General features: G+C 72.3%; 8 protein-coding genes. 3 read left to right on the top strand and 5 right to left on the bottom strand.

Features of this window, described 5'->3' with window-relative positions; all coding sequences use genetic code 11:
- Positions 1-34: 34 nt before the first annotated feature.
- The gene (gene dacB / locus ACZ6TB_RS25765; protein ID WP_465557775.1) at positions 35-1,861 is read right to left on the bottom strand and encodes a D-alanyl-D-alanine carboxypeptidase/D-alanyl-D-alanine endopeptidase; all 1,827 of its coding nucleotides are present in this window, start codon (positions 1,859-1,861) and stop codon (positions 35-37) included.
- 349 nt (positions 1,862-2,210) lie between these two features.
- On the opposite strand from dacB, the gene ACZ6TB_RS25760 reads away from it, so the two are divergent.
- On the top strand, positions 2,211-2,711 hold the full coding sequence (locus tag ACZ6TB_RS25760; RefSeq protein ID WP_465557774.1) for an inorganic diphosphatase: 501 nt from the start codon (positions 2,211-2,213) through the stop codon (positions 2,709-2,711).
- A gap of 298 nt (positions 2,712-3,009) precedes the next feature.
- Here ACZ6TB_RS25760 and eccD read toward each other — a convergent pair whose 3' ends face one another.
- The gene (gene eccD, locus ACZ6TB_RS25755; RefSeq protein ID WP_465557773.1) at positions 3,010-4,443 is read right to left on the bottom strand and encodes a type VII secretion integral membrane protein EccD; all 1,434 of its coding nucleotides are present in this window, start codon (positions 4,441-4,443) and stop codon (positions 3,010-3,012) included.
- Positions 4,444-4,657: 214 nt separating this feature from the next.
- Here eccD and eccCa point away from each other — a divergent pair, with 214 nt between their 5' ends.
- A complete protein-coding gene (gene eccCa, locus ACZ6TB_RS25750; RefSeq protein ID WP_465557772.1) occupies positions 4,658-8,629 on the top strand; it encodes a type VII secretion protein EccCa in 3,972 nt (1,323 codons plus the stop codon).
- Between the two features lie 156 nt (positions 8,630-8,785).
- A complete protein-coding gene (gene mycP / locus ACZ6TB_RS25745) occupies positions 8,786-10,024 on the top strand; it encodes a type VII secretion-associated serine protease mycosin (protein ID WP_465557771.1) in 1,239 nt (412 codons plus the stop codon).
- A gap of 516 nt (positions 10,025-10,540) precedes the next feature.
- Here the strand turns inward: mycP and ACZ6TB_RS25740 are convergent.
- The 3 genes from ACZ6TB_RS25740 to ACZ6TB_RS25730 are packed head-to-tail and all read right to left on the bottom strand — an operon-like array spanning position 10,541 to position 12,958.
- On the bottom strand, positions 10,541-11,719 hold the full coding sequence (locus tag ACZ6TB_RS25740; RefSeq protein WP_465557770.1) for a MarP family serine protease: 1,179 nt from the start codon (positions 11,717-11,719) through the stop codon (positions 10,541-10,543).
- A gap of 34 nt (positions 11,720-11,753) precedes the next feature.
- Positions 11,754-12,461, bottom strand: coding sequence for an NUDIX hydrolase (locus ACZ6TB_RS25735; RefSeq protein ID WP_465557769.1), 708 nt, complete (start codon positions 12,459-12,461; stop codon positions 11,754-11,756).
- Positions 12,458-12,958 (bottom strand): TlpA family protein disulfide reductase, encoded by a 501-nt coding sequence (locus tag ACZ6TB_RS25730; protein WP_465557767.1) that lies wholly within the window; start codon positions 12,956-12,958, stop codon positions 12,458-12,460. The genes ACZ6TB_RS25735 and ACZ6TB_RS25730 overlap by 4 nt, the downstream gene beginning before the upstream one ends.
- Positions 12,959-12,991 lie beyond the last annotated feature (33 nt).

Genomic DNA, 12,991 nt, shown 5'->3' with positions numbered 1-12,991 from the left:
GCCTCTCCGGCCTGCCTTGCGGCTGCGGAAGCGCTCAGCAGCCGCAGGCCACGAGCCGGGCCGGCACCTTGTCGAGGGCGGCCTTGGCCGTGAACGCGTTCGCCGACCCGCTCGCCATGATCGCGAAGACCAGCAGCCGGCCGTCCTTCGTGATCAGCTGCCCGGCCATCGTGTTGACCCCGCTCAGCGTGCCGGTCTTGGCCCGCACCACGCCCTGCCCGACCTGGTTGGTCCTGGGCGAGGTGAACCGGTCGGCCAGCGTCCCCGACCAGCCGGCCACCGGCAGGCCGCCGACCAGCCCGGTGATCTCCGGGCGCTTCCCGCTCGCGGCGAGCGCCAGCACCTGGGTGAGCAGCGTCGGGCTGATCCCGTTGTGCCGGGAGAGCCCGCTCCCGTCGTACAGGTCGGCCTCGTCGCCCGGCAGTCCCAGCTGCTGAAGCTTCGCGATGATCGCCTCGGTGGCTCCGTCGAAGGTCGCCGGCTTGTCGTTGGCCAGCGCCACCTGCCGCGCCATCAGTTCGGCGATGGTGTTGTCGCTCTGCTCGAGCATCCAGTCGGTGATCTGCACCAGCGGCGGCGACTGCACCCGGCCGAGCCGCGTGCCGGGCGCGATGTCGCCGGCCGTGGCGCTGCCGGCCGAAGCCGGCGCGGTGGCGGCCTCGGGCGCCTTGCCCCGCTTGACCGACGACGTCGGCGCGCCGAGCAGCTTCGCGAACGCCTTGCCGGCCGAGATCGCGGGGTCGGTGAAGCGCGGGTCGCCGCCGTGCTCGTTGTGCACCGGCTTGATCCGCCCGGCGTTGGTCATCAGCGGCTGGATCCGGGCCACCTGCCCGAGCGGCGAGATGTCGTCCGAGGACCAGCCGGTGCCCGTCTCGGGCCCGCTGAACAAAGAGGTGTCGACCACGACCTTGGTCGCCTTGGTCGTACCCAGCGCCTTCTTCACCTGGTCGGCGAGCCGGTCGAGCCGGGCCGCGCCGGGGAAGAGCTGATTGCCGTCCACCGACATCGTCGGGTCGCCGGCGCCGATCAGCACGACCTCGCCCGGCTCGTCGCCGGCCACCGCCACCGTGCTGATCCGATAGCCCGGCCCGCGCGAGGCGAGCACGGTCGACGCGGTCAGCAGCTTGGTGGTCGAGGCCGGCGTGGTCGGGACGTCGGCGTTCCGCGCGTAGAGCACCTGCCCCGAGGCCACGTCGAGCACCGCCGCGTTCACGGTCGTGCCCAGCGCCGCCGAGCCCACCAGCGGGTCGAGCGCCACCTTCACCCGGGCCGGGTCGGGCTCGGCGCCGCCCGAGGCCGCCGCCAGCACCGGCGTGGGCGCGGGATCCGGCGCGACGGTCCCCTTGGTCGGCGCGGGCGTGCTCTCCCCCGCCAGCAGGTTCTTGATCGGTCCGGGTCTGACCAGCCCGACGACGCCGATGCCCAGAACGAGCACCAGGACGACGGCGATGAGGGACTTTCGATTCTTGTCCGTACGCCGCCGGCTGCCACCCGGGCCGACCGGCTCCGGGGCCGCTTGACCGCCCGGCGCCCGAGTGTCCCCGGTGATCGGCGGGCCGCCCACGGACGCCGAGCTCGGCCCGGCGACCCACGGCTCCTTCTTACCGGCCTCGGGCCCCGCGGGACCGGCCGTGTTCAGCGGAACCGACGCCCGCCCATAGGTCCCCCCGGTCGTGGGCGCGGCCGGCGGCGGGCTGCCGGGCGCCGTTGGCTGCGGCTGCGGGCTTCTGGGGGCCGCCGGCTGCGGGCTTCCGGGCGGCGCCGGCTGCGGGCTTCCGGGCGCCGTCGACCAGGCGCCCGGGGCCCACGGTGAGCCCTGCTCGTCGCCGGGCCGCTCGTTGCCGGGATGCTGGGGTCGCATTTGTCGATCTTCCGCCCGTTCCGCGCCGCCGAGCCGTTCTTGCCGCGATTCCACCCGGCCCGACGACTTCGCCGGGGGCATCGAAGATCCGGAAGGCACGCCTGCGCGCCCGGCGGATGGGTTACGGTAACCGGAGGCATGATGCGGCTCGGGCGCGCCGCCGTAAACGGGTCCGTTGTGTGAATCTTGCCTCCCCACGCGCCCCTCCTCGCCCGCTGCGCCAGACTTAGGGGAGACTAGCGACATCCGGCACATCGTTGCGCGCGGATCCTGTAGGCACTGATTCCCCGCCTCGGTTCCCGCCCGTCGTGACCGGCACTTTTCGGTGGGCGAGTCAAGGGAGCGAATGATGGATTTCGACGTTTTGGTTGAGATCCCCAAGGGCCAGCGAAACAAGTACGAGGTCGACCACAAGACGGGCCGCATCCGTCTCGACCGGACCCTGTTCACCGCGACGCAGTACCCCGCGGACTACGGCTTCATCGAGGGCACCCTCGGTCAGGACGGCGACCCGCTGGACGCCCTGGTCCTGGTGCAGGAGCCGACCTTCCCGGGCTGCCTCATCCGCGCCCGCGCCATCGGCATGTTCCGGATGAGCGACGAGAAGGGCCGCGACGACAAGGTCCTCTGCGTCCCGTTCGAGGACCCGCGCCAGGAGCACCTGCGCGACATCCACCACCTCGGCGAGTTCGACCGCATGGAGATCCAGCACTTCTTCACGGTCTACAAGGACCTCGAGCCCGGAAAGTCCGTCGAGGGCGCCACCTGGGTCGGCCGCGTCGAGGCCGAGGAGGAGATCCGCGCGTCCTTCAAGCGCGCCGAGACCGACGACGCCGAAGACCACCACTGACCCGACCGGCGCCGCCCGACCGTCGCCGGAATCGCCACCCACCCGGTCGAGTACCCGAGCACCACCTCCCAGCCCGCCGCCCGGCCACCACGGCCGCCGGCGGGCTGATTCGTCTCGAGCCCGCCCCCGCGCGCGTTATCCACAAGTCGCGTGCAATCCACAGGTCGCTCCCGCGCAGCCGCACGCCCCCCAAATTTCCGCGATAATGGCTGCGGGGGCGCCCCCAAGGGAAGGGCGGGGTCTGACGATCGGCGAGTCTGCAAAGGTGGCGCCGCGTCCGGAGACCGGCGACGCCTGGTCAGAGGCTGATGCTGCCTACCGCGTCGTAGAGGCCGACGACCGCGCACGCGACCGGGATGACCGACACCACGACCAGGGTGTCGAAGAGGTCGGCGGCGCGGCCGAGGTAGGGCGACGGCGGCTTTCGTGAATACGTGGCGCCGGCGACCACGGTCAGGATCGCCAGCACCAAGCCGACGGCGGTGACGGCCAGCAGCTGCACCGAGTTGCCGCGCCAGACCAGGTCGAAGCCCAGGCAGAAGGCGCCGACCAGGCCGCCGATCACCAGGGGCACGCGCTGGCGCAGCGTCACGAACAAGCGCGAGCGCAGCAGCAGGGCCGCCGACGAGACCGCGAGCAGGATGCGGGACGACAGGCTGCCCGACGCGGCCAGCACCAGGAACGCGCCGGCGGCCAGCACCACGTGCCCGAGCAGCATGCCGGCGAGCAGCTCCTCGGTGCGGGTGACCGCCGCGAAGACCGTGGCCCGGTCGGGACGCTCGCGTGCCGCGTCCAGCGGGTTGGCCGGGGCGATGCCGGTGAACCCGGCCGACGCGTCGATGCCGGTCGGCAGCGTGACCGGCGGCGTGGGCATCTTGCCGAAGCGGATCGCCAGCAGCGGCAGCGCGCCGATGCCGCAGACCAGCAGCGAGATCAGCACCGCCGCCGCGCCGGCCGCCGTGGTGACCATGCTGACCAGCGCGGAGAGCGCGCCGAGCAGGCCGACGACCACGCCGGCCGTGAACAGCCGCCGGTTGGCCGCGACCCCGACCCCGCCGAGCACCGCCACCAGCAGCAGCGCCACCGAGCCCGAGAGCAGCTCCGAGTCGCCCAGCCAGGGCAGCGGCGTCAGCACGCCGACCCGGTCGTTCGAGGCGACCAGGACCGCGCCGCCGGCGAAGGCATAGGGCATCGCGTACGCCCCGAGCGCCGCGCCCGCACGCGCGTCGCCGTAGGCCCGCGACGCGGTGACGCCGGCCAGCGCCAGCACGACCGCGACCACGAGCCCGGCGACGGCGCCGCCGTTCCAGGACGGGCCGGCCAGCAGGATCGCGATCAGGCCGAGCGCCAGCAGCACCCCGGCCGCCGCGAGCGTCGCCGTGCGGGTCGAGCTCGGGGTCCAGGCGCTGCCCCGGCGACGCGCGCCCTCGGCGATGGCCTCGACCACGTCGTCGTACTCGAGCTCCGGCCAGTCGTTGTGCGCCGGCACGAGGTGGAGCACTTCTCCATCCCGTACGCCCTGGGGGAAAAGCCCTTGGGACGTCGCCAGCGCGACGCCGTCGGTGCGCCGCAGCACCCACCCGCCATGTTTCTCGCCGTCGTCGGCGAGGCCCTCGCCGGCGTGCCGCAGCACCTCGGGCAGCAGCTCGGCCAGCGGGACGTGCTCGGGGAGCGCCACGTCGACGCGGCGGTGGGGCGCACTGATGGTGACCCGCGCCAGACCGACGCTCACGCAGCCACCACCCCGGACAAATCGGTTCCGCACGCCATGAGCCGGACGAATGGCAAATTCCTATGGCTCATGACTTCTTTTCTCCATCGATGGGGACGAGGCTGCGGGACGGTCCGCACTTTACCTACCATGAGGCCGTCGCGATGTCCGGATAGCGGGCGCGCGCAGCGGGGGGTGACCACACACCCTTGTGGACGAGAGGGATATTCCAGGCATGAGCACGGTGGTGATCAAGCGGTCGGCCCGCCGCCCGGCGCCGGAGATACCGACTGGGGAGATCGCCGTCGAGCCGCCTCCGGAGATCCCGCAGGCCGCGGGCGGTCGCTGGCAGCAGGCGATGATGGCGCTGCCCATGCTCGGCGGCTCGGTGGCCATGGCGATGATGATGGGTCAGGGCAATCGCGGCCCCTTCGCGTACGTCATCGGTGGTCTGTTCGGGGTTTCCTCGATCGCCATGCTCACCACCAGCCTCGGCTCGAGCGGCTCGCCGAAGAAGGCCGAGATGATGGCCGCCCGCCGGGAGTACCTGCGGCATCTGTCCGGTTTGCGGCGGCGGGTGCGCGACACGGCCACCCGGCAGCGCGTCGGCCTGCTCTACCGGCACCCCGACCCGGGCCAGCTCTGGTCGACCGCGTCCAGCCACCGGGTGTGGGAGCGCCGCCCGGCCGACCCCGACTTCGGCGTGGTGCGCCTCGCGGTCGGGCCGCAGACCCTGGCCACGCCCCTGATCCCGCCGGTGACCCGGCCGCTCGACGAGCTCGAGCCGATGACCGCCGGCGCGCTGCGGCGCTTCCTCGACGCGTACTCGGTGGTCCCCGACCTGCCCGTCGCCGTCTCGATGCGCGGCTTCGCGCGGGTCTTCCTGCGCGGCGCCGGTCAGGCCGGCGAGCAGGACGCCCGCGCGCTGGCCCGGGCAGTGATCAGCCAGCTCGCCACGTTCCACGCGCCGGACGACATGATCGTCGCGATCTGCGCCGGTCCCGACCGGCGGGCCGAGTGGGAGTGGGTCAAGTGGCTCCCGCACAACCTGCACCCGTCGCGCACGGACGCCCTCGGGCACGTGCGGCTGGTCGCCAGCACCGGCCCCGACCTGGAGAAGCTGCTCGAGGACGTGATCGGCAACCGGCCGCGGTTCAACGCGGCGGGCATCTCCGGCCACTCGCCGCACGTGGTGATCGTGCTCGACGGCATCAACCTCAAGGGCGCCACCCAGCTCGACGACGGCATCGACGGGGTCACCGTGCTCGACCTCGACGAGCAGCCGCCCCGCCTGCTCGACCGGTCGCTGCTGGTGCTCGAGGTGGCGCACGGCCGCGAGCGGCGCGTGCTGAACACGTACGCGATGGACCACGAGGCCGAGGTGGGTACGCCGGACCGGCTGACCGTCGAGCAGGCCGAGGCCGTGGCGCGCCGGTTGTCGCCGTTGCGCCTGGCCGCCATGTCGAAGTCCTCGGACACCCCGCTCGCCACCGAGATGGGCCTGGCCGAGCTGCTCGGCCTGGGCGACCCCGAGTCGTTCAGCGTGCAGCAGAGCTGGGCGCCCCGGCCCAACCGCGACAAGCTGCGGGTGCCGATCGGCCTCGGCGCCGACGGCAACCCGGTCGAGCTCGACCTCAAGGAGTCGGCGCAGGACGGCATGGGCCCGCACGGCCTGCTGATCGGCGCCACCGGCTCGGGCAAGTCGGAGCTGCTGCGGACGCTGGTCATGGCGCTCGCCGCGACCCACTCGTCCGAGTCGCTCAACTTCGTGCTGATCGACTTCAAGGGCGGCGCGACCTTCTCCTCGCTCGACCGGCTGCCGCACACCGCCGCCGTCATCACCAACCTGGCCGACGAGCTCGTGCTGGTCGACCGCATGGTCGACGCCATCGACGGCGAGATGATCCGGCGGCAGGAACTGCTGCGGAAGGCCGGCAACTACGCCAGCCTGCGCGACTACGAGAAGGCCCGGGCCGGTGGCGCCGCGCTGCCCCCGCTGCCCTCGCTGCTGGTGATCTGTGACGAGTTCTCCGAGCTGCTCAGCGCCAAGCCCGACTTCATCGACCTGTTCGTCCAGATCGGACGGCTGGGCCGGTCGCTCGGCGTGCACCTGCTGCTGGCCAGCCAGCGGCTCGAGGAGGGCCGGCTCCGCGGCCTCGACACCCACCTGTCGTACCGGGTCGGCCTGCGGACGTTCTCGGCGCTGGAGTCGCGGGCGGTGCTCGGCGTTCCCGACGCGTACGAGCTGCCCCGCGCGCCCGGGCACGGCTACATGAAGTTCGGCACCGAGCCGCTGACCCGCTTCAAGGCCGCGTACGTCTCCGGCCCGATGCGCAAGGCCGGCGCCCGCAACATCGGCGGTGGCGCCTCCGCCGTCCCGCAGGTCCTGGAGTACTCGACCCGCTACGTGCCGGCGCCCAAGCCGGTGAAGACGGCCGAGCCCAAGTTCGAGGAGATCCCGGCCGGCGAGAGCGTCCTCGACGTGATGGTCGACCGGCTCAACGGCCAGGGACCGCCGGCGCACCAGGTCTGGCTGCCGCCGCTCAACCAGTCGCCGGCGCTCGACGAGCTGCTCGGCCCGGTCACCACCGACCCGACCCGCGGCCTCGCCTTCGCCAACCCCGAGCTGCACGGCGCTCTCCAGGTGCCGATCGCCATGGTCGACAAGCCGCGTGAGCAGCTGCGCGACGTGCTGTGGCTGCACCTGGGCGGCGCGGCCGGTCACGTGTCGGTGGTCGGCTCGACCCTCTCCGGCAAGTCGACGGCGCTGCGCTCGATGATCTGCGGCCTCGCGCTCACCCACACCCCGGCCGAGGTGCAGGTCTACTGCCTCGACTTCGGTGGCGGCTCGCTCACCACGATGAAGGACCTGCCGCACGTCGGTGGCGTCTCGAGCCGTCTCGACACGGTGGGCGTCCGGCGTACGGTCGGCGAGATCTCGACCCTGCTCACCGAGCGCGAGACGCGCTTCGCCAAGCTGGGGGTCGACTCGATGGCGTCGTATCGGCGGCGGCGAGCCAACGCGTTGGGCAACGGCGCCGACACCGACCCCTTCGGGGACGTGTTCCTGGTGATCGACGGCTGGGCCACGCTCCGCAAGGAGTACGAGGAGCTCGAGTCGGTCATCACCGACATCGCCACCCGCGGCCTCTCCTACGGCATCCACGTGGTGGCCTCCAGCTCCCGCTGGATGGACTTCCGCCCGGCGATCCGCGACCTGTTCGGCTCCCGGCTCGAGCTGCGCCTCGGCGACCCGAGCGACTCGGTGATCAACCGGCGGGCCGCGATGAGCGTGCCGGAGAAGCCGGGCCGCGGCATCGTCGAGCACCCGACCGACAAGAACAAGTTCCTCCACCTGCTCACCGTGCGGCCCGAGCTGAGCACGATGGCCGACACGAACGCGCTGGTGAAGGCCATCGCGACCAACTGGCAGGGCCCGCTCGCCCCGCGGGTGCGCATGCTGCCCTCCTCGGTGCCGTACGCGGAGCTCGACCTCGACCGCGGCACCGGCCTGCGCCTGCCGATCGGCATCTCGGAGTCCGATCTCCAGCAGGTCGAGATCGACTTCGCGTCCGACCCGCACTTCCTGCTCTTCGGCGACTCCGAGTGCGGCAAGAGCTCGTTCCTGCGGGCGCTGGCCACCTCGGTGATCCGGCGGTTCTCCCCCGAGGAGGCCCGGCTCATCCTGGTCGACTACCGGCGCAGCCTGATGGACCTGCCCGAGTCCGAGCACCGCATCGGCTACGGCATCCAGGCGCAGAAGACGCTCGAGCTGATGCAGTCGGTGGCCGGCTACATGGAACGGCGCCTGCCCGGCCCCGACGTCACCGCCCAGCAGCTGCGCGAGCGGTCCTGGTGGACCGGGCCCGAGCTGTTCGTGCTGGTGGACGACTACGACCTGGTGGTGGCCGGCCCGACCAACCCGCTCACGCCGATCCTCGAGTACCTCCCGCAGGCCCGCGACGTCGGCCTGCACCTGGTGCTCACCCGGCGGGCCGGCGGCGCGAGCCGGGCGCTCTACGAGCCGGTGATCCAGCGGCTGCGCGAGCTGTCGGCGCCCGGCATGGTGATGTCCGGTCCGTCCGACGAGGGCGCGCTGATCGGCCCGCTGAAGCCGACGCTGATGCCGCCCGGGCGTGGGCGGCTGCTCACCCGTCGTGAGGGCGTACGGCTCGTGCAGCTCGCCCACCTGCCGCCCTACGCGTGATGGCTTTATCAGACAGCCGGTGCGATATCCATTGACCAAGCCAAGCAACTGGACCCGGTTTCGGAGTAATCTGCATCGACCCTCCGAGATCGGATCAGCGATGCGCGTGAGTGTGGAGTCTCGCCCCGCCCGGGCGCTGCCCTGCGGCGGTGGTCGTTGCTGAGCGGCCGCCGGCTCGCGTCGGCCGCGCTCGCCGGGGTCTTCGCCCTCGCCGCGCCGGCCGCCCCCGCGGTCGCCACGCCCGCCCTCGATCCGCCGAGCCCGCTCGTCGGCGACGCCTTCCGTAACGACCAGTGGTACCTGAAGACGCTGAACGTGACCGGCGCCTGGACCTATGCGAACGGCGCCGGCGTCACGGTCGCGGTCGTCGACTCGGGCGTCGACTCCACCCACCCCGACCTCCAGGGCCAGGTGCTGCCCGGCCTCGACCTGGTCGACCCGAAAGGCGACGGCGACACCGACCTGGTCGGCCACGGCACCACGGTCTCGGCGATCATCGCGGGTCGCGGCGACGACACGGCCGGCGTCATCGGCATCGCCCCGAAAGCCAAGATCCTGCCGGTCCGCGTGCTCGACGAGGAAAACCGCTACAACGACGCCATCATCGTGGCCAAGGGCGTCCGCTGGGCGGTCGACCACGGCGCCCGCGTGATCAACCTGTCCCTCGGCGGCAACGGCAGCAGCGCGGCCCTGGCGGCGGCCCTCGACTACGCGTTCGCCAAGGACGTGGTCGTGGTCGCCTGCACCGGCAACACGAGCGCCTCCCCCGACACCGAGGTGTGGTACCCCGCCCGGGAGCCCGGCGTGATCGCGGTGGCCGGCATGGACAAGGACGGCAACGCCCTCTGGGCCGGCTCGATCACCGGCAAGGAGACGGTCGTGACGGCCCCGGCCACGCAACTGGTCGGCGCCCAGGCCGGCGGCGGCTACTGGAAGGTCCAGGGCACCAGCTTCGCGGCCCCGATGGTGACCGCCACGGCGGCGCTGATCCGCTCACGCTGGCCCACCATGCCCGCCGGCGAGGTGATCAACCGGATCATCCGGACCGCGTACGACCGGGGGCCCGCCGGCCGTGACCCGACCTTCGGATTCGGGATGGTCGACCCGACGGGGGCGCTGACCGCCTCGGTGCCGGCGGTCTACGACAATCCGCTCGACACGTCGCCTTCGCCCGGGGTGGCCGGCTTCGGGTCGGCGCCAGTGCCGGGGCAGGCACAGTCGGCGCCGCTGGACGCCACCGCGCTGTCGCCGAAGATCTCGTCGGGGCAAGCGGCGTCGCCCGTGCCGCCCAGCGCGCCGCCGGCTCATCGGGCCTGGTGGGTGGGGGCCGTCCTGCTGGCGATCTCGGGGGCGGCGGCTCTGCTTACGGTGCGGCGGTTCGCGTACACGACCTGAGGGTTGCATTCTCGGTTGGCTGCGCCGTTGTTCTCCATCCCGCCCTTTGCGGCGCGGTCTCGCGTCGCGGCGGCCTGCTCCACCCCACCCCGTAAGTCGGCCTACTCGACCGCCCTACTCGACCCCACCCCGTAACTGGGTGGGGTCAACCTACGGCCTCGGTACGACAGTTTTCTGCGGCTATCCACAAGCTTCTCGTCGGTTGTCTGGCGGCACGGACTGCCTGCCGCCGACTCGAGATGGCTAATCGGTGGTGCTTGGGAGCGCGGCCCCAGCCATGAGCGCGGCAGCTTGGACGATGGGCACGGCCGGGGCGGCGGGCACAGCCCGGACGGCGGCACAGCTTGGGCGCCAGGCACGGCCCGGGCGAGCGGGAAACGGCCAGGGGCGGCGGCACAGCTTGGGCGGGGGCACAGCCCGGGCGAGCGAGCACAGCCTCGCCGTTGGGCACGGCCGCAATGACAGGGCACAGCCATGACGGCCGACTGAACGCCCGGCGCCTTGAAGGCGGAAGCGTCAGGCGCAATCGTCGGTCGAGACGCCCCGAGTGCGGTCGATGCCGGCCTTTGCGACCGGCGCCGCCTCGGCCGCGGTCAAGGCGAAACCCGTGTACTTGTCGTCCGCCGCGGCGGCGAAGATCACGCCCATCACCTGGCCGGTCGGGGTGATCAGCGGGCCGCCGGAGTTGCCGCTTCGGACCAGGGACTTGATGGTGTAGATCTCGCGGGTGACGTCGCCCGAGTCGTAGATGTCGGGGCCGGTGATGTTGCCTACGTCGCGGACGCGGGCGGACTGCGCGTCGTACGGCCCGTCCTGCGGGTAGCCCAGCACGATCGCGCTCGCCCCGGTCGCCGCCGGCTTGGGCACGAACGGCATCACCGGCGCGCGCAGGCCGGGCACGTAGACCACGGCCAGGTCGCGCTCGGGGTCGTAGACCACGACCTTGCCGTCCAGGCGTGCGCCGTTGACCTCGACCGAGACGTCGCGGGTGCCGGCCACCACGTGCGCGTTCGTCATCACGCGCTCGTTGGAGTAGACGAAGCCGGAGCCCTCGATGCGCCGCGAACAGCTCGGCGCGGTGCCCAGCACCTTGATCACCGACTGCTTCGACTTCTGCACGATCTGGGAGCCCTTGAGCGCCGGGTCGGGCGCCGCCACGTCCTTCACCTTGGTCGGGGTGAGGCCGCCGAACACGTCCGGGAAGCCGTTGGTGTCGAGCGTGTCGCGCAGCGCCGACGACAGCGCCTGCGCCTGCTCGGGCATCAGGCCGTTGATGCCGCGCAGGATCGCGCTGTTGCGCACCTCGCTGTTGAGGCCGGGGAACGGCGTCGAGCCCAGCGGCACCGCGATCAGCCAGGCGACGAGCAGCACGGCGACGAGCGAGATGAGCGCGCCCCCGGCGTCGTCGGCGCGCTGGAGCGGCTTGCTGGAGATCTGCCGGCGCAGGTGGGTGCCGAGCCAGCCGGCCAGGGTCTGCCCGAGCACGGCGAGCGCGAAGATCGAGGCGAGCGAGACGACGAGCCGGGCGGTCGGGTCGGTGAACTTGTCGGCGATGAGCGGGCCGACCTGAAGACCGATCAGGACACCGCTGAAGAAACCGCCGAAGGAGAGCGCGCCGATGACGAAGCCCTGGCGGTAGCCGCTGATCGCGAAGACCAGCATGAGCAGGATCAGGATGGCATCGACCACGAACACTCACTCAGAGTAGAGGCCGCGGGCCAACCCGGGATCACGGCAGAACCTCGTCCGGCGCACCGCCGCGGGTCGCCGGCACCGGAGCGGAAGCATCCGGCAGCTCCACCAAGCGTCCCGGCTCCCAGGGACGCGACCAGCCGGCCATGTCGAGCAACTCCGAGATCACCCCCGCCGTGAAGCCCCAGACCAGCAAGCCGCGGGCCTGGAATGCCGGCCCGATCCAACCACTGCGATGCCGCACCCGGATACGGTTCTCCGGGTCGACAAGTTCACCGATCGGCAGACGGGCCACGTGGGCGACCTCGGCCGGCTGCCGCGGGCTGACCGGATGCGGACGACGCCACCAGGCCAGCACCGGGGTCACCACGAACGAGCTGACCGGAATGTAGAGGTCGGGCAGCAGGCCGAGCACCTCGACGCTGGACGGGTCGAGGCCGACCTCCTCCTGGGCCTCGCGCAGCGCGGTCGCGACCCCGTCGGCGTCCTCGGGGTCGGTGGCGCCGCCCGGAAAGGCCGGCTGCCCGGCGTGGTTCCGCATCGTTGCGGCGCGCTGGAGGATGAGAAGGTCGGGCCGCCCCTCAGAAACACCGAGCAACACCAGCACCGCGCTGGGCCGGCCACCGCCGGCGGGCGGACGCAACGGCGTGAAATCTTCGGTACGGCAGGTGGCCACCCGCGACAGCAGGGGCTCGAACCAGGACGGCAGATCGTCGGGGCGCGCCAGCACCCGTCCCTGGCTCACAGCGTCACTTCCACGCCGGCGTGCTCCTTGACGAGCTGGGTCAGCTTCGCGGCATCCAAGGGCAAGATGTTCACGTACGCCTTACCCGTCGCGTCCACGAAGACGGTGATCGGCAGGTTGGTGCGGGCCAGCGCGTTGATCAGCTTGTTGTCCTGGTCGAAGAGCGTGGGCAGCTTGACTCCCCGGTCGGACGCGAAGGAGGCCCCCGCCGAACGCCGGTCACCGGTGTCGACGCCGATCACGGTGAGCTGGTCGCCGGCCTTGTCGGCGAGCTGCTGCACGACCGGCAGCTCCTGACGGCACGGGCCGCACCAGGACGCCCAGATGTTGACCACCGCCGGCCCGCGCAGCGAGCGCAGCGACACCTTGTCGTCGCCGGTGAAGCAGGGCAGCGTCACGTCGGGCAGCCCGGTCGCGGACGGCGTGGGCGTGGTGAGCGAGTCGCAGCCGGCGAACGGCGAGGGCGGGTCGGAAGCGGAGGCGGTGCACCCGGACACGGCCGCCAGCAATAAGGCGGCGGCCGCAAGGCC

The organism is Actinoplanes sp. NPDC051537, assembly GCF_055586105.1.
Note: the sequence above shows the minus strand (reverse complement) of the source record. Positions and strands in the feature narration are given on the sequence as shown.